This is a genomic window from Arthrobacter sp. Y3221157 (assembly GCF_059089865.1).
The window spans coordinates 1-16,353 of sequence record NZ_JBNHFD010000035.1 but is presented as its reverse complement, the minus strand read 5'-3'; the positions used below and the strand labels follow the sequence as shown (position 1 = coordinate 16,353).

The following is a 16,353-nucleotide window of genomic DNA, read 5'->3' as shown; positions in this document are numbered from 1 at the left end:
CGGCGGCAGGATGGCATAAATTCCCGGCGGCGGCTGGAGTGTCCGTGTCAAAGTGCCCCGGAAGGGCGCCAGCAGGCCCTTGCTACTCCTGCTGGCAGTTGGGGCACCAGTAGAGGTTGCGTCCGGCCAGTTCGGCCATCAGCACGATGGTGCGGCATACCCGGCAGGGCAGGCCATGCCGCTTGTACACGAAATGGGCGTCCTCGCGGGAGGGGAAACTGCTGCTCCTGGCCGGGACCGGCAAACCGGCCGCGGCCGCTTTGGCGGCCGTCGTTCCATCGAGGGTCCAGTACTTTGGCGGCGTGGTGATGATGCGGCCGTCGGCCACGCCGTCGTTCATGAGGGCGACGACGTCGCGCCACAGCTTGCGCGCGGCGGTGTCCGTCACGGCGGAGCCTGGCAGCCAGGGGTGCACGCGCAGGCGGAACAGAACCTCGGCCCGGTAGACATTGCCAATGCCGGCAATGATTTTCTGGTCCATCAGCAGCGCAGCCACGGGTGTCTTGCTGCGCTGCAGGTTGGCAGCGAACCGTCCGGCGTCGCCGCGGCGGTTGCGGAGTGGGTCCGGCCCCAGCCTGGCCAGCACCGCCTCTGCTTCACCAGCGGTGATGGTTTCACAGGTTGTTGCGCCGCGCAGGTCCGCCCAGCCGTGGCTGCTGGCGAGCCGGACCCGCACCGCACCCACCGGGGCGGGCGGGCCGGCATAGGCGGCATCGGCGTCGTCATCCCCGTCCGAAAAGGCTTCCTGCTCCCCCACCCTGCGGGGCGCTCCAATGCTGGAGGCCCCGGTGAAGGTACGGTCGCCGCCGAAGCTCCAGGCCCCGTACAGGCCAAGGTGGACGTGCAGCACCAGGGAGTTGTCGAAGTGCAGGAACAGGTGCTTCCCGTGGGCTTCGGCCGTGAGCAGCGTATGCCCGTCCAGGAGCGCCGCTCCCCCGCTGAACCTGCCCTGCGGGCTGGAGACGGCAAGCTGCTGGCCCGCGAAAACGTCGCCGAACTGGCGGGCCAGACGCCGTACGGAATGCCCCTCCGGCACTACTCGATGACCTCGCCGGTGGCCTCGTAGGCAGCGATCTTGCCGATCCGGCGGACGTGCCGTTCGTCGTTGCTGAAAGGCTCGGACAGGAAGGCGTCGATGAGCTCCGTGGCTTCCTCCACCGTGTGCTGGCGGCCGCCCACGGCTACCACGTTGGCGTCGTTGTGCTCGCGGGCCAGGGTGGCCGTGGAGTGGTTCCAGGCCAGGGCTGCGCGGACGCCCTTGACCTTGTTGGCTGCGATCTGTTCGCCGTTGCCGGATCCGCCCAGCACGATGCCGAGGGCGTGGACACCTGCCTGCTGGTCCGCTACTACCGCGAGGGCCGCGTTGATGCAGAAGGACGGGTAGTCGTCCTGTGCGTCGTAGACCTTTGGCCCGTGGTCCACCACTTCGTAGCCCTTGGCGGTCAGGTGGGAAACCAGGTGGGCACTGAGCTCCATACCCGCGTGGTCGGTGGCGATGTGGACCCGCGGGAAGGCAGGGGTAGAGGTCACGAGCAGAATCCGTTCAGTTGGCGGCGCTGGCGGCCGGGCCGGGAGGCATCGGCCGGTGGAATGACACGGACAAGGATACTAGGACTCCGCAGGGCCGGGCTGCTGGGGTCCGCCGCCCCTGCGCGCCCTGGCGGCCACCCGGGTCAGGACCTCTGCGAGCCGGGCCGCGGAAGCCTGGCTGCCGCTGCTGACGGCGAGGCGCTGGCCGTCTGCCTTGCGCACTACGACGGCGGGTCCGCTGCTGACCAGCATCGCGGCGGTTTCGCCGTGCTTCCGGTAGCCCCACCCGCCATAGTCAGCCGCCCGGACATCCGCCGCGCTGGCGGCAGTTATGGCGCCTGCCGGGATGTCCATCACCGGCACAACGCCGGCCAGCAAGACTTTCAGGCCGCCGCGGTCCGCCTTGACCCGGGCAAACAGGAACGCTGCCCCGAAGAAGGCCAGGACCACGAGCAGGACCCCAAGCCACGGCACGGCGATGGCGATCAGCGCCGCCGGGAACAGCGAGGCGATGCCGATCATGACGAAGACGGAGCTCCTGGCATGCACCCACAGGCGCATGCTGTCCCGGGTCAGGTCCGGGTCGAGCTCCGTGGCGATGGCGGCCTGGAGCGCCCGGTCGTCGTCCGGGGACCATTGCTGGTCCGCCTTGTAGACGAAGCCCATGATCACGCCGAGGGACACCGCGGCGCCGCTGCCGAGGGCAAGGACGGTCAGGTCCACCCGCGATTCGCGGGCGTCCGCCAGGCCGGCCTGGCCAACCAGGCCGGCAGCGAGGGCACTGGTGATGAACAGCGTAAGGAAAAGCCCGGCGCCCATCATGATCCGCCGCATCACCACCGGGCGCCCCAGCGGCACGGCCTGGCAGAGCACGAGCCAGCCGAACACCACGATCATCAGGGCGCCAGCACCAACGTAGGCGCCAAACGGGGCGAAGGCCGCACCGCCGTCGTCCGTCCAGCGGATGGCGAGCGGCTCGGGAAGGTCACGCCGCAGCAGTAACGCGCAGAGAATGAACGCACCGGCCAGGACAACCGGAAACCCGACGGCAAAGCGAAGGGCCTTGGCATCCACCGAATCCAGGAACTTTCCCATGCCTTAACGCTACTCCGCACCGGCCGCCGCCGTGCCTGCGCAGCACGCGGGTGTGACCCGGGCAACGTACCGGGCCGGGCAATGCAAGAATGATCAGTGCCGGAGCTGGGTACCCCCACCTCCGCAGCCGCAACTTCTCTGGAGGTCCACTTGCCAGGCATGAACCTGACCCGCGCCGAAGCCCGTGAGCGCGCTGATCTGATCACGGTCGACTCCTATGACATCCACCTGGACCTGACCAAGGGCGGGGAGGTCTTCGGCAGCACCACCACCGTCAAGTTCTCCGCAAGGCCGGGATCATCCACGTTCATCGACGCCGTGACGCGCACCGTGCACAGTGTCACCCTGAACGGGCACGCCCTCGACCCCGCCGCCGTGGCCGACGGGGTGCGAATCCAGCTGCCGGACCTCCAGGAGCATAACGAGCTCACGGTCGTGGCCGATGCGCCCTACATGAACACCGGCGAGGGCCTGCACCGGTTCGTGGATCCCGTGGACGGCGAGGTCTACCTGTATACCCAGTTCGAGGTTCCCGATTCCCGCAGGATGTTCGCCGTCTTTGAGCAGCCGGACCTGAAGGCAACCTTTGCGTTCACCGTCACGGCGCCGTCGCACTGGGACGTCATCTCCAACTCCCCTACTCCCCAGCCGTCCCCCGCAGCGCCCGGCGACGGCGGTGGGGCCCGCTCGGTCTGGACGTTCGCCCCCACGCCCCGGCTGTCCTCCTACGTCACAGCCTTGATCGCCGGCCCCTACCAGTCGGTCCGCAGCGAAGTATCCAGTTCCGACGGCCGGGTCATCCCGCTGGGCGTCTTTGCCCGGAAGTCGCTCATGCAGTACCTGGATGCGGACAACATCTTCGAGCTGACCCGGCAGGGATTTGCATTCTTCGAAGAACAATTCGGCTGCCCCTACCCCTTCGAAAAGTACGACCAGCTGTTCGTGCCTGAATTCAACGCCGGGGCCATGGAGAACGCCGGTGCCGTGACCATCCTGGAGGGCTACGTCTTCCGCAGCAAGGTCACCGAGGCGCAGGTTGAGCGCCGCGCCATTACCGTCCTGCACGAGCTGGCCCACATGTGGTTCGGCGACCTGGTGACCATGCGGTGGTGGAACGACCTGTGGCTCAACGAATCCTTCGCGGAGTACATGTCACACCTCGCCGCGGTGGAAGCCACCTCCTTCACGAGCGCCTGGACCACGTTCGCCTCGGTGGAGAAATCCTGGGCGTACCGGCAGGACCAGCTGCCCACCACCCACCCGATCTTTGCCGAGATCAACGACCTGCAGGACGTCGAGGTGAACTTCGACGGCATCACCTACGCCAAGGGCGCGTCCGTCCTCCGCCAGCTGGTGGCCTGGGTGGGACCGGAGCAGTTCATGGCGGGCGTGCGGGAGTACTTCGCCAAGCATTCCTGGCAGAACACCGAGCTCAGCGACCTGATGGTGGAGCTGGAGAAGGCCAGCGGCCGCGACCTGGACGACTGGGGGCGGCAATGGCTGGAAACCGCCGGCGTGAACACCCTCCGGCCGGAACTGCAAACGGACCCCGACGGCACCCTGCGGTCCTTCGCAATCGTGCAGTCCGCAGTGGAGGAATGGCCCACCATCCGTCCCCACCGGCTCGCCGTGGGCCTCTACAACCTGAACGGCGCCGGAAAGCTTGAGCGGGTGCACCGCGAGGAGCTTGACGTCGACGGCGAACGCACGGAAGTCCCCGGCCTGGTGGGCCTGGCCCAGCCGGACCTGATCCTGGTCAACGACGACGACCTCGCCTACGCCAAGGTGCGGCTGGACCCGAAGTCCCTCGCCACGGCGACAGCGCATCTGAAGGACTTCGCCGCAAGCCTGCCGCGGACCCTGGTCTGGAATTCCGCGTGGGACGCAGCCCGCGACGGCGAAACCCCGGCGCGCAAGTACGTGGAGCTGATCCTGGCCAACGTGGCGGCCGAGTCCGATTCCTCGGTGATCCTGGTGCAGCTCCGCCAACTGGCCACCACCCTGAACTTCTATGTTGCGGAGGAACACCGGGAGGCAGCCACCGTGGCAGCGGCCGACCGGCTGTGGGGGCTGGCGTCCGAGGTCCCCGGCGGTTCCGACGCGCAGCTGCAGTTCGTGAAGTCCTTTGCACTGCTCACCAGCAGCGAAGGGCAGCTGGACAAGGTGGCCGGGCTGCTGGACGGCACGGTGGTACTGGAGGGACTGGCCGTGGACCAGGACCTGCGCTGGGAGCTGGTGGCTTCACTGGTGGCCGGCGGCCGGATGGGGCAGGACGGGATCGACGCCGAACTGCAGCGCGACAACACATCCAGTGGGCAGAACGCCGCAGCCCTGGCCAAGGCGGCCATACCCACCCCAGAAGCGAAGGCGGCGGCGTGGGAGTCGATCGTGGTCAAGGGCGAACTTTCCAACGCGCTGCAGGGGTCTGCGGTGACCGGCTTCATGCGCGTCCATGACCGGGCGCTTCTGGAACCGTACGCCGAGAAGTACTTCGAGGCAGTGCCGGGCATCGTCGAGAGCCGGACGCACGCACTGGCCCAGCAGATCGTCGTCGGACTCTATCCGGCGCTGCTGACCAGGCAGGCCACCATCGACCGCACGGACGGCTTCCTCGCAGCCCTGCCGCCCGGAAGCGCGGCGCTGCGGCGGATGATGCTGGAAAACCGCGACGGCGTCGCGCGCGCCCTTCGAGCCAGGGCCGCGGATGTGTAGCAGCACAGCGGTCGGAGGTGAATGATGGGCCTTTCCGAACACCACTACGAACTGGCGGTGCAATGGACCGGCAACCTGGGCGACGGGACAACGTCCTACCGCGGATATTCGCGGGACCACGACATCGTCATCCCCGGGCTGCCTGTCCTCAAGGGTTCCGCCGACCCCACGTTCCACGGTGACCGGGAACGGTACAACCCCGAACAGCTGCTCCTTGCCGCGCTGGCGCAGTGCCATATGCTTTCCTACCTGCATGTGGCCGTCAAGCACGGCGTGGTGGTGACGGACTACCGCGACGAGGCGACGGGAATGCTGCGGCTGAACCGGGACGGCAGCGGCCAGTTCGAACGGGTGACACTGCGCCCCCGGGTCACGCTTGCCGACGGCGGCCAGGCGGAGCTGGCTGCCCGGCTCCACCATGAGGCCAACCAGGTGTGCTTCATTGCCCGGAGCGTGAACTTCCCCGTGGAGCACGAACCGGTCACGCTGGCCGGCTAGCCTGGAAGGCTGCCCAGCAGGCGGGCCTCGGTAGCCGGTGCAAGTCCGGCTTTGCGTGGCCGGTCCAGGCCCCGGCTGCGTTCATCGAGCAGCGTGTCCTCAAGGGTTTCCCGCCAAGGCCGCAGGACCAGTCCTGCGGCCTTGGCGGCCTGGTTGCTGCGGGCCATGAAGCCGTCATGGCCGGGCGGGAGCCAGAGCGGCAGCGAGTCCGGGCCGGACCAGTACTCCACGCCCTGCTGCGCCAGCCACTCTCCGCCGGCCCTGGCGACGTGCCCACGGTGGCCGGCAGCTTCCCGCGCTGCCTCGAGGTACCCGTCGAACGGCACCGTGTCCCCCACGGCGTTCAATGCACCGGTAATGCCGTGTTCTGCGGCCAGCAGAATCCAGCCGGCGAGATCGCGGACGTCGATGACCTGGGTGGGGTGCCCGCCGATGTCCGGGACGAGGACCGGCGTGTTGTCCCTGGCGAAGCGCGCCGGCCAATAGCCGTAGCGGTCCGAGCCGTCGCCGGGGCCGCCGATCAGGCCGGCACGGCAGAGGTGGGCCCTGCCGCCGGCGGCGGCAAGGGTGGCCTCCTCGATGGCCACCTTCGATTCGCCGTAGTTTTCAGCAGTGGGCTCCACCCCGGGATCCAGCGCCGGCAGGAGTGCCGCATCCTCCGTTGCCCCGGGTACCGAGTGGTCTGCATAGGCGGAGCAGCTGGAGACAAAGGTCCAGTGGGCTGCCCGGTCCGCGAGGCACGCCAGCGCGTCCCGGGCGAAGGCCGGGTTCCGTGCGACGTCGATGACGGCGTCCCAATCCCCCGACACGCCGTCGTAGGCTTTCGCGCCCAGTGAACGGTCCGTCCTGATCCATTCGGCACCCCGCGGCGGCGCACCCGCCGCTCCCCGCGCCAGGCAGGCAACCCGGTGGCCTGCGGCGACAGCCTGGCGGACGATTTCTGCTGACAGGAAGGCGGTCCCGCCGAGGACAAGGATGCGCATTGCTCCACGCTACGGGGCTAGGGTTAAAGGAGAACAGAGCTACGCTTCAAGGAGTTTTTTCCCCCTATGGTCAGTATGTTGTCAGTCCTGCCGTCCGCTGCGTCCGATCCGGGCGGCATCAGTGTCGCTGGGATCGTGATCAGCCTCGGCGTGGGCGTTGCCGTCTGGCTGGTGGCAACATTCGTTATTTCCCGCATCACCGGGCGGGTGGCGTCCGGAAGCAACTTCTTCAAGAACCGCAAGTTCAAGTGGGTGGCCCCCGCGCTGCGGGCGCTGGACCATGAACGGCGCGTGCAGCGCGCCGAGACCATCGGTTCCCTGCTCAACAGCGTGGTGGGCGTGCTGGTGGTGGTCATCACGGGCATGTACGTACTGCAGAACCTGGACATCAACATCGCCCCGCTGCTCACCAGCGTGGGCATCCTGGGTGTGGCCATCGGCTTCGGCGCCCAGCAGCTGATCCGCGACTTCCTGGCGGGCATCTTCATCACCATCGAGGACCAGTACGGGATCGGCGACGTCATCGAGACCAGCGAGGTGGTGGGCGTGGTTGAGTCGATGGGCCTGCGCATCACGCGCGTCCGGTCCGACGACGGCGCCATCTGGTACCTGCGCAACGGTGAAATCCTGCGGGTGGGCAACCGGTCGCAGGGTACCTACGTCCCGCTGCATGAGGGGCCGGACGGCACCACCGACCAGGGTTCGGACCATGGAGCCGAGAACACGAAGACCAACCAGAAAGCCGGAGAATAGCCATGACGATTCCTGTTGAGCCCCAGCGGCCGCGCCAGCTGATGCAGAACGATCCCTTCAGCCAGCCCGGCTACACGGACAACTTCTATGACGCCGTGGGCGGACACGACACCTTCGTCAAGCTCATCGACGTCTTCTACGACGGCGTCGCGACCGATCCGCTGCTGCGCCCGATGTACCCGGAAGAGGACCTGGGGCCGGCAAAGCGCCGGTTCCTGATGTTCCTGGAGCAGTACTGGGGAGGTCCCACCACCTACGGGGAGGAGCGCGGCCACCCCCGCCTCCGGATGCGCCACATGCCGTTCAAGGTAACGCCCGAGGCCAAGGACCGCTGGCTGTTCCACATGCGCAAGGCCGTGGATGCCCTGGAGCTGCCGCCCCTTTATGAAGGCACCCTGTGGGACTACATGGAGCGCGCTGCGCTGTCCATGATCAACAGCCCCTCCGGCCAGTAGGCGGTTCCGGCCGCACCTGCCGCTACAGCAGGCCGCTTCCGGTCCGGGCAAGGACGTGTCCGCGGCTGCCCGAGAGCCGGAACCACCGGCCGGCGCGGTACAGCTTCTGGTCGCCGTCCGCGAGGAAACCCAGGGCGAGGGCTGCGAAGGCGGCCCCCGCCGGCAGCCCGGACTCGTCCAGCTCCCTGCCCCAGACGGCGGCCCTCGCGTTGTTCACGATCATCGCGCCCGGCTTGTCCGGCACGATCCCGGCCACCTCGGTGATCCCCGCCTCGGCTGCTTCCCGCAGGGATACATCGCTCAGCGAGCCCAGCAACTCCCAGCCGCCGCGGGGCGCGCCCACGCCCGTCCAGGACTCGGTGACGGTGGTGGGCGGTACCGGCAGCTCGACGTCGTCCTCCCCGGCCCTGGCCAGGCGGTCCAGCACAGCCGACAACATCACCGTAACGTCCGTTTCCGACGGCGCTGCCAGCGCCATGGTGCGCAGCCCCAGGATGGTGGGGGTGGATTCACCCAGCAGGCGGGGCCGCAGCACGCACACGTACGCAGCGAGGACGGTGCCCGCGGCCTGCAGCCGGATGGCGCCGTCGTCGATCGCTTTGGCGCGTGTGGCGTAGGTCTTCAGGTCGGCAAGATCGCGGGGATCAGCGAAGCGGAAGGACGAGGTGAGGAGATCAGACACACCAAGAACACTACCGGCTGGGCCGCGGTTGAGCAGTGCCGGGGCGCCGTCTAGAGTCAAACCATGACTGAAGCCGAAGCCGGACTCCTGGCGCCGCCGAACGGTGACCCTACGTTGTCGCTGATCAAACTGCTTGACCTTGGCCAGCTGGAGGGCGCCCGGACGGACGAGGACATCTTCCTTGGGCCGTCGCAGCAGCAGCCCCACCACCGCGTGTTCGGAGGCCAGGTCCTGGCACAGTCACTGATCGCATCCATCCGCACGGTGGACCCGGAGCGGTTTGTCCATTCCATGCACGGGTACTTCCTGCGGCCCGGCGATGCCAACAAGCCCATCACGTTCGGGGTGCAGCGCCTCCGGGACGGCCGTTCCTTCTCCGCGCGCCGGGTCCACGCCTACCAGGACGGAGTGCCCATCCTGTCGATGATCGCGTCCTTCCAGGGCGATGACGAGGGCGTCGAGCACGAGTCGGTTATGCCCGCCGGGATCCCGGACCCCGAGTCCCTGCCCTCCACCGCTGACCTGCTGGGCAAGTTCGACAACCCTGTGGCGCGGCACTACGCCTATGAACGGCCCTTCGATATCCGGCACGTGGATCCGCCGCTGTACATCTCCGCCAAAGGCAACCGGGAAGCCCGCAACGCCGTATGGATGAAGACATTCGGGCCCATGCCGGACAACGCCAACCTGCACAGGGCGGCCCTCGCCTACGCCAGCGACTACACGCTCCTCGAGTCCATCCTGCGCCGGCACGGCCTGAGCTGGATGACGCCGGGAATGAACGTCGCCAGCCTTGACCACGCGATGTGGTGGCACCGGCCCGCCCGCGTTGATGAATGGCTGCTCTACGTCCAGGAGTCACCCAGTGCGCAGGGCGCCCGCGGGCTGGCCACCGGCAAGATCTTCAACCAGGCCGGGCAGCACGTGGCCTCGGTAGCGCAGGAGGGCATGGTCCGGGTTCCCACGGATGTGAAGAGCAAGGTGGTGGGGGCTTTCCAGTCCAAGGTCCTGGAGCACCAGATCCGCAAAGCCGGCCGGGACTAGCAGGCGCGACGATACGCAGGAGGCCGGCATCCCAACGGATGCCGGCCTCCTTTGCGCCTGACTCTTAGTCGCGGGTCAGGCGGCGGTGGGTCACTCGGTGCGGCTTGGCGGCATCGGGGCCCAGGCGTTCCACCTTGTTCTCCTCGTAGGATTCGAAGTTGCCCTCGAACCAGTACCACTTGGAGGGGTTTTCGTCGTCACCTTCGTAGGCCAGGATGTGCGTGGCCACCCGGTCCAGGAACCAGCGGTCGTGGGACACGACGACGGCGCAGCCCGGGAACTCGAGCAGCGCGTTCTCCAGGCTGCTGAGGGTTTCGACGTCGAGGTCGTTGGTGGGCTCGTCGAGGAGCAGCAGGTTACCGCCCTGCTTGAGGGTCAGCGCGAGGTTCAACCGGTTGCGCTCACCGCCGGAGAGCACGCCTGCCTTCTTCTGCTGGTCCGGGCCCTTGAAGCCGAAAGCGGCCACGTAGGCGCGGGACGGCATTTCCACCTGGCCCACCTGGATGAAGTCGAGTCCGTCGGACACGACCTCCCACAGCGTCTTGTTGGGGTCAATGCCACCGCGGCTCTGGTCCGCGTAGGAGATCTTGACGGAGTCACCGATCTTGAGGTCGCCGCCGTCGAGCGGCTCCAGGCCCACGATGGTCTTGAACAGGGTGGTCTTGCCCACGCCGTTGGGTCCGATGACACCCACAATGCCGTTGCGCGGCAGGCTGAAGGACAGTCCGTCGATGAGCACCCGGTCCTCGAAGCCCTTCTGGAGGTTCTTGGCCTCCAGCACCAGGCCGCCCAGGCGGGGTCCCGGCGGAATCTGGATCTCTTCGAAGTCAAGCTTGCGGGTACGGTCGGCCTCGGCAGCCATTTCCTCGTAGCGGGCGAGGCGGGCCTTCGACTTGGTCTGGCGGCCCTTCGCGTTGGAGCGGACCCACTCGAGTTCCTCGGCCAGGCGCTTGGCCTGCTTGGCATCCTTCTTGCCCTGGATCTCCAGGCGGGCGCGCTTCTTCTCCAGGTACGTGGAGTAGTTGCCCTCGTAGGGGTACAGGTGGCCGCGGTCCACCTCGGCGATCCATTCCGCCACGTGGTCGAGGAAGTAACGGTCGTGGGTCACGGCCAGGACGGCGCCCGGGTAGTTGGACAGGTGCTGTTCGAGCCACAGCACGCTTTCGGCGTCCAGGTGGTTGGTGGGCTCGTCGAGGAGCAGCAGGTCCGGCTTCTGCAGGAGAAGCTTGCACAGGGCGACGCGGCGGCGCTCACCACCGGAGAGGTTGGTGACGTCAGCGTCGGCGGGCGGGCAGCGGAGGGCGTCCATGGCCTGTTCGAGCTGGGAATCCAGGTCCCAGGCGTCGGCGGCATCGATGGCCTCCTGGAGCTTGCCCATCTCCTCGAGGAGGGTGTCATAGTCAGCGTCCGGGCTGGCCATTTCCTCGGAGATCTCGTTGAAGCGCTGGATCTTGCCGTAGATCTCGCCCACGCCTTCCTGGACGTTGCCCAGGACGGTCTTCTCTTCGTTCAGCGGGGGTTCCTGCAACAGGATGCCCACAGTGTAGCCGGGGCTGAGCCGGGCCTCGCCGTTCGAGGGGGTGTCCAGTCCGGCCATGATCTTGAGGATGGTGGACTTACCGGCACCGTTCGGGCCTACAACGCCAATCTTGGCGCCAGGGAAGAACGACATGCTTACGTCGTCAAGAATGAGCTTTTCGCCAACGGCTTTTCGGGCCTTGGTCATTGTGTAGATAAATTCCGCCATGGTTCCAAATCTAGTGGGTTGGCGGGCTTAACTCATATTTGCGGCAGACTCAGGAGCCGACGAAGCACTTGCCGTTCGCCAGCACGGGCAGGACGGTGACCGTCACTGTCCCTTCCCTGACCTGGCCGATGACGCAGTCCTTGCCTTGCAGCACCGCCGCTTCGATGGCATCCGCCTCCAGGCCGGTGGGGGTACGGCTCTGGGAGACCTGAAGGACGGCGGGTGCGATACCGGCACCGGTCAGGGCGTCGGTCACCTGGGCGGTGGCCGGCTTGGGCGCCGCCGCCGCGAGCTGGGTCAGCACGGTGGTGACGGTCTGCTTGACTGTTTCGGTGGCCACAGCTTCGGGATTGGCTGTGGGCGTTGCCGAGGTGTCCGCGAGCGCCTGGCCGCCTGCTCCGCTGTCTCCGGCGGGAGCAGTTTGCACAGTTGACTCTTCATTGCCGGTGGCGGACCCGGCAGATTCAGTGGCGGAGCCCGGCGTGCAGGCAGACATCAGGACCAGGACCGCCGCACCTGCAACGATGCGAAGCGGCAGCGGGCTGAAGCGGAAGGAGGCTGAGGGAGCAGCTGGTGAGCCGCCGGCCCGGTTAATCTGCCGGTGGTCAGGGATAAGCCGCATGCTGTCATTCTGCCACGGGCGCCTGGCCGGGTTTGCAGCCTGGGCGGACAGGGCGCGGCCGGGGGGTGCCGGTACCCTGCCCGCCCAGGAACCTGGTGGGCGGGTTGATGGGATAGCTAGACTCCTGATTCGGCGAGCTCCCCCGTTTCCAGATTGAGTGGTACAAGGTTGCCGTCGCCGTCCTCCACGTAGGAGGCGGCAGGATCACCGCCATCCAAGTCTTCGTCCCCATCATCGGGTTCGTCGAGCGGGCCATCCGGGTCAATGCTGTATGCCGGCCCGGGAGGGTTCCCGTGCTCTACAAGCGAGAGCGCCGGCTTCGTGGAAGACCGGGTGAAGTTGGCCGTGCCCCACATGAGGTCATGGCCCACGGCATCGGCATCGATGGTGTGTGAATAGTAGACCCTGCCGTCCCTTTCCCAGCTGCGGATCTTGAGCTTTCCTACCACGATGACGGGCTGGCCCTTCCTGATGCTGCAGCCGATGCTGCCCGCAAGGTGCCGGTACCCCTGGACCAGGAACCAGTTCGTGTGGCTGTCAGACCAGACGCCGGTTTCCCTGTCACGCCGACGGGTGGTGGAAGCTATGCGGAAGGAGGCAGTGGCTGTTCCCCCCGGCGTGGTGCCGCTTGTGATCTCGGTGGCAACAAAGCCCCGGATCGTGATGGTGTCGCTCATCTCTTCGTCCTGTCGTCAGTGGTGGTGCCCTAGCAGGCAAGACCAGCTTGCCGCCGGCGCGAGGACAGGACGAGGGCAGGCAGCTCCTATGTGGACAACCCTGCCTTCGCGCCGGCTGTAGAGGGGAAGTCGGCCACGCCGGGACCGACAGGCGCCACGGGCAGTCCCGGCAATGTAAACTTTTCGAGGCGTCAGAGTTCAGCTCCGGACGCACCCGCCTCAGTAGCTCAGGGGATAGAGCAGCGGCCTTCTAATCCGCCGGTCGGGGGTTCGATTCCCTCCTGGGGCACGCCAGATGACGCCTTCGGTTCCCGGAACCGGGGGCGTCGTGCGTTAAGCAGCAAATCAGGATTGCAGCAGGTGCGGCGCCTCGATCAGTGAGCGGACAACGCTGCCGGCAGCGCCGAGGAGCGCCCCTGACTCCCCCACGACCGAAAGGGTCACCTGCTCCGGGGAAAACCTGCCGGGGGCGTACGTGCCGAGGCTTGCCAGCAGCGGTGCCCGCAGCCACGGATCGAGCAAGGCGAAGTGGCCGCCGAGCACCACGGAGCCGATGTTCACTACCCGGGTGGTCGAAGCCAGTGCCACACCGAGATACCGGCCTGCACGGTCCAGGGCCGTCGACGCCGCGGGTTCGTCCGCCTCCAGCGCCTGCACCAGCAGGGCCATCGACGCAGACCGCGTCCGGGTATCGGCTGCGATACCCGCGGCAGCAAGGATCGCGTCCTGGCCTGCCACCGTTTCCAGGCACCCGGTTCCCCCGCAGGAGCAGCGGGTGCCGTCGGGTTCCACCACCACGTGCCCCACTTCCCCGGCATGTCCCTCCGGGCCCGTGAACAGCTCGGAACCGATGACGAGCCCGCCACCGACACCAACTTCGCCGGAAACAAACAGGAAGTCGGAGCCGTCCTTTGGCCGGTGCCTTACCTCGGCCAGGGCTGCTGCGTTGGCTTCGTTGAAAAGCGCCACGCCAAGGGGCGCGTCCGGCAGCACCACGCCGGGGTCCAGGGACACATTCGTCCACCCAAGGTTTGGTGCGGTGAGGATGTGTGCCGCAGCAGGGTCCACGAGACCGGGCACCGCGAGCCCTCCACCCAGAACCTCCACCCCGCTCTTCGCCGCCGCCGCCCGAACCGTCCCGGCCAGGTCCGCCAGCGCTGCCAGCACAGGGCCTGTACCCGCGGACCGGTTGTCCTGCTCCCGCACTTCATGGACCAGGAGGTTTCCACTCAGGTCAACCAGCCCCGCCGCAATGTAGTCGACGTTGATCTCCATGCCCAGGACAGCGCGGGCGGGATTGAGTTCAAGGCCGACGCCGGGGCGTCCACGTCCTTGCTGGCTTTGCCCCGCTTCGTGGAGGAGCCCCGCGTCCAGCAGGTCCAGGACCAGGCTTGACACGGACGCCTTGGTCAACCCAGTGGCAGTGGCCAGTTGGGCACGGCTTGGCCGGACACCGGCCGGCGCCTTGGCAATGGCCCCCAGCACCAGCGCCGTATTGCTCCGGCGCACGTCTCCCATGCTGCCGGGCGCGCCAGCCCCGGTTGCAGGCAAAGCGGATGCCGTCGCCACGGAACCTCCTCGAAAATTTTCTCCGGCAGGGGGGCCGGACCTCTTGACCCCAGCCTACGGCGCTGCATATAGTTTAGGCAATGAACTAATTGCCGCGCTTCTGCGGCACGAGTGCAAGGACGGATCAATGCCCCTCTCCCCCACCCCCGCCGACAAGTTCACCTTTGGCCTCTGGACCGTTGGCTGGACGGGCGCCGACCCGTTCGGCGTCGCCACCCGCGCCGCCCTTGACCCGGTGGAAGCCGTCCACCGCCTCAGCGAGCTGGGCGCCTACGGCATCACCTTCCACGACAATGACCTGATCCCCTTCGAAGCCACCGCTTCGGAACGTGACCTGATCCTCAAGAACTTCCGGGCAGCCCTGGCAGAAACCGGCCTGAAGGTGCCCATGGTCACCACCAACCTGTTCAGCCACCCGGTTTTCAAGGACGGCGGCTTCACCTCCAACGACCGTTCCATCCGCCGCTTCGCCCTGTCCAAAGTCCTGCGCAACATCGACCTCGCCGCCGAATTCGGCGCCGAAACGTTCGTCATGTGGGGCGGCCGCGAGGGCAGCGAATATGACGGCTCCAAGGACCTTTCCGCCGCCCTGGACCGCATGAAGGAAGGCGTGGACACCGCCGCCGCCTACATCAAGGACAAGGGCTACAACCTGCGCATCGCGCTTGAGCCCAAGCCCAACGAGCCCCGCGGCGACATCTTCCTGCCCACCGTCGGGCACGGACTGGCGTTCATCGCCCAGCTCGAGCACGGCGACATCGTGGGCCTGAACCCCGAGACCGGGCACGAACAGATGGCCGGGCTGAACTTCACCCACGGCATCGCGCAGGCCCTCTGGGCCGGCAAGCTCTTCCACATCGACCTCAACGGCCAGCGCGGCATCAAGTACGACCAGGACCTTGTCTTCGGCCATGGCGACCTCACCAGCGCCTTCTTCACCGTGGACCTGCTCGAGAACGGCTTCCCCAACGGCGGACCCACGTACGACGGCCCGCGCCACTTCGACTACAAGCCGTCCCGCACTGACGGCTACGACGGCGTCTGGGAGTCAGCCAAGGCCAACATGGCCACGTACCTGCTCCTCAAGGAACGTGCCACCGCCTTCCGCGCAGACTCCGAGGTCCAGGAAGCCCTCGCGGCCTCCGGTGTCTTCGAACTCGGTGAGGCCACACTTGCCCAGGGCGAAACCGCCGCGGACCTGCTCAAGGACGCCGCCGCGTTCGAGGATTTCGACGCCGACAAGGCCGCCGAGCGTTCCTTCGCCTTCGTCCGGCTGAACCAGCTCGCCATCGAACACCTCCTGGGCTCCCGCTAGGCCATGGCCCTCGTAGCAGGCATCGACAGCTCCACCCAGTCCTGCAAGGTGGTGATCCGCGACGCGGACACCGGAGCGCTGGTACGGCAGGGACGTGCCGCCCATCCGGACGGCTCCGAAGTCCACCCGGAGCACTGGTGGACAGCACTCGAGGAAGCCATCGCCCGGGCGGGTGGGCTTGACGATGTTGCCGCGGTCTCCGTGGGAGGCCAGCAGCACGGCATGGTCTGCCTGGACAGCGGCGGGGAGGTGGTCCGCCCCGCCCTGCTCTGGAACGACACCCGCAGCGCAGGTGCCGCCGCTGACCTGATCAAGACGGCGGGCGACGGCGACACTGCCGCCGGCGCCCGCTACTGGGCAGAAACCACCGGCACGGTGCCGGTGGCCTCGCTGACCCTGACCAAGCTGCACTGGCTGGCGGAGAACGAACCGGAAAACGCCGCCAGGGTGGCCGCCGTCTGCCTTCCGCACGACTGGCTGTCCTGGCGGCTGATGGGCTACGGCCCCGGCAGCGGCGAGGAAGGGCTGAAGGCCCTGGCCACCGACCGTTCCGACGCCTCGGGAACGGGGTACTACTCGACGGCGGAGGGCCGCTACCTGCCGGAGGTCCTGGCAGCCTCGCTCGGCCGCGTGCCGGTGCTGCCCAGGGTGCTCGGCCCGCTCGAAGCGGC

Annotated in this window: 16 protein-coding genes and 1 tRNA gene; 8 read left to right on the top strand and 9 right to left on the bottom strand. The window is 67.5% G+C overall.

Annotated features, from left to right (window positions below):
- Nucleotides 1-82: 82 nt before the first annotated feature.
- From AC5RTT_RS10920 to AC5RTT_RS10910, 3 genes are all read right to left on the bottom strand, one after another.
- Nucleotides 83-1,036: an Fpg/Nei family DNA glycosylase gene (locus AC5RTT_RS10920; protein ID WP_494145203.1), complete on the bottom strand. Its 954-nt coding sequence runs from the start codon at nucleotides 1,034-1,036 to the stop codon at nucleotides 83-85.
- Nucleotides 1,036-1,530: a ribose-5-phosphate isomerase gene (locus AC5RTT_RS10915; protein WP_494145202.1), complete on the bottom strand. Its 495-nt coding sequence runs from the start codon at nucleotides 1,528-1,530 to the stop codon at nucleotides 1,036-1,038. The genes AC5RTT_RS10920 and AC5RTT_RS10915 overlap by 1 nt, the downstream gene beginning before the upstream one ends.
- A gap of 78 nt (nucleotides 1,531-1,608) precedes the next feature.
- Nucleotides 1,609-2,625 (bottom strand): hypothetical protein, encoded by a 1,017-nt coding sequence (locus tag AC5RTT_RS10910; RefSeq protein WP_494145201.1) that lies wholly within the window; start codon nucleotides 2,623-2,625, stop codon nucleotides 1,609-1,611.
- A 159-nt stretch (nucleotides 2,626-2,784) separates the two neighbouring features.
- Between AC5RTT_RS10910 and pepN the strand changes: the two genes are divergently transcribed.
- Both pepN and AC5RTT_RS10900 read left to right on the top strand, forming a co-directional pair.
- Nucleotides 2,785-5,337, top strand: coding sequence for an aminopeptidase N (pepN, locus tag AC5RTT_RS10905; protein WP_494145216.1), 2,553 nt, complete (start codon nucleotides 2,785-2,787; stop codon nucleotides 5,335-5,337).
- A gap of 24 nt (nucleotides 5,338-5,361) precedes the next feature.
- Nucleotides 5,362-5,835 (top strand): OsmC family protein, encoded by a 474-nt coding sequence (locus AC5RTT_RS10900; protein ID WP_494145215.1) that lies wholly within the window; start codon nucleotides 5,362-5,364, stop codon nucleotides 5,833-5,835.
- Here AC5RTT_RS10900 and AC5RTT_RS10895 read toward each other — a convergent pair.
- Nucleotides 5,832-6,818, bottom strand: a complete 987-nt coding sequence (locus tag AC5RTT_RS10895; RefSeq protein ID WP_494145200.1) for an NAD-dependent epimerase/dehydratase family protein — start codon at nucleotides 6,816-6,818, stop codon at nucleotides 5,832-5,834. The genes AC5RTT_RS10900 and AC5RTT_RS10895 overlap by 4 nt on opposite strands.
- Nucleotides 6,819-6,884: 66 nt before the next feature.
- Here AC5RTT_RS10895 and AC5RTT_RS10890 point away from each other — a divergent pair, with 66 nt between their 5' ends.
- Together AC5RTT_RS10890 and AC5RTT_RS10885 are read left to right on the top strand one after the other, a co-directional pair.
- The gene (locus AC5RTT_RS10890) at nucleotides 6,885-7,571 is read left to right on the top strand and encodes a mechanosensitive ion channel family protein (protein ID WP_494145199.1); all 687 of its coding nucleotides are present in this window, start codon (nucleotides 6,885-6,887) and stop codon (nucleotides 7,569-7,571) included.
- A gap of 2 nt (nucleotides 7,572-7,573) precedes the next feature.
- On the top strand, nucleotides 7,574-8,026 hold the full coding sequence (locus tag AC5RTT_RS10885; protein ID WP_494050636.1) for a globin: 453 nt from the start codon (nucleotides 7,574-7,576) through the stop codon (nucleotides 8,024-8,026).
- 22 nt (nucleotides 8,027-8,048) lie between these two features.
- On the opposite strand, the gene AC5RTT_RS10880 is transcribed toward AC5RTT_RS10885, so the two are convergent.
- Nucleotides 8,049-8,708 carry a DUF8185 domain-containing protein gene (locus tag AC5RTT_RS10880; RefSeq protein WP_494145198.1) on the bottom strand — a complete coding sequence of 220 codons (660 nt, stop codon included), beginning with the start codon at nucleotides 8,706-8,708 and terminating at the stop codon, nucleotides 8,049-8,051.
- Between the two features lie 63 nt (nucleotides 8,709-8,771).
- Between AC5RTT_RS10880 and AC5RTT_RS10875 the strand changes: the two genes are divergently transcribed.
- Nucleotides 8,772-9,752, top strand: a complete 981-nt coding sequence (locus AC5RTT_RS10875; RefSeq protein WP_494145197.1) for an acyl-CoA thioesterase — start codon at nucleotides 8,772-8,774, stop codon at nucleotides 9,750-9,752.
- A gap of 64 nt (nucleotides 9,753-9,816) precedes the next feature.
- Here AC5RTT_RS10875 and ettA read toward each other — a convergent pair whose 3' ends face one another.
- From ettA to AC5RTT_RS10860, 3 genes are all read right to left on the bottom strand, one after another.
- Nucleotides 9,817-11,499 (bottom strand): energy-dependent translational throttle protein EttA, encoded by a 1,683-nt coding sequence (ettA, locus tag AC5RTT_RS10870; protein ID WP_494145196.1) that lies wholly within the window; start codon nucleotides 11,497-11,499, stop codon nucleotides 9,817-9,819.
- A 49-nt stretch (nucleotides 11,500-11,548) separates the two neighbouring features.
- Entirely contained in the window at nucleotides 11,549-12,121 is a 573-nt protein-coding gene (locus tag AC5RTT_RS10865; protein WP_494145195.1) for a DUF6993 domain-containing protein, read from the bottom strand.
- Between the two features lie 116 nt (nucleotides 12,122-12,237).
- A complete protein-coding gene (locus tag AC5RTT_RS10860; protein WP_494145194.1) occupies nucleotides 12,238-12,798 on the bottom strand; it encodes a single-stranded DNA-binding protein in 561 nt (186 codons plus the stop codon).
- 216 nt (nucleotides 12,799-13,014) lie between these two features.
- On the opposite strand from AC5RTT_RS10860, the gene AC5RTT_RS10855 reads away from it, so the two are divergent.
- Nucleotides 13,015-13,087 (top strand) — tRNA-Arg (locus AC5RTT_RS10855).
- 56 nt (nucleotides 13,088-13,143) lie between these two features.
- Here the strand turns inward: AC5RTT_RS10855 and AC5RTT_RS10850 are convergent.
- A complete protein-coding gene (locus AC5RTT_RS10850; protein WP_494145214.1) occupies nucleotides 13,144-14,316 on the bottom strand; it encodes an ROK family protein in 1,173 nt (390 codons plus the stop codon).
- Between the two features lie 178 nt (nucleotides 14,317-14,494).
- Between AC5RTT_RS10850 and xylA the strand changes: the two genes are divergently transcribed.
- Both xylA and AC5RTT_RS10840 read left to right on the top strand, forming a co-directional pair.
- The gene (gene xylA / locus AC5RTT_RS10845; RefSeq protein WP_494145193.1) at nucleotides 14,495-15,682 is read left to right on the top strand and encodes a xylose isomerase; all 1,188 of its coding nucleotides are present in this window, start codon (nucleotides 14,495-14,497) and stop codon (nucleotides 15,680-15,682) included.
- Nucleotides 15,683-15,685: 3 nt separating this feature from the next.
- The coding region (locus AC5RTT_RS10840; RefSeq protein WP_494145192.1) for an FGGY family carbohydrate kinase at nucleotides 15,686-16,353 on the top strand (668 nt) is incomplete at its 3' end.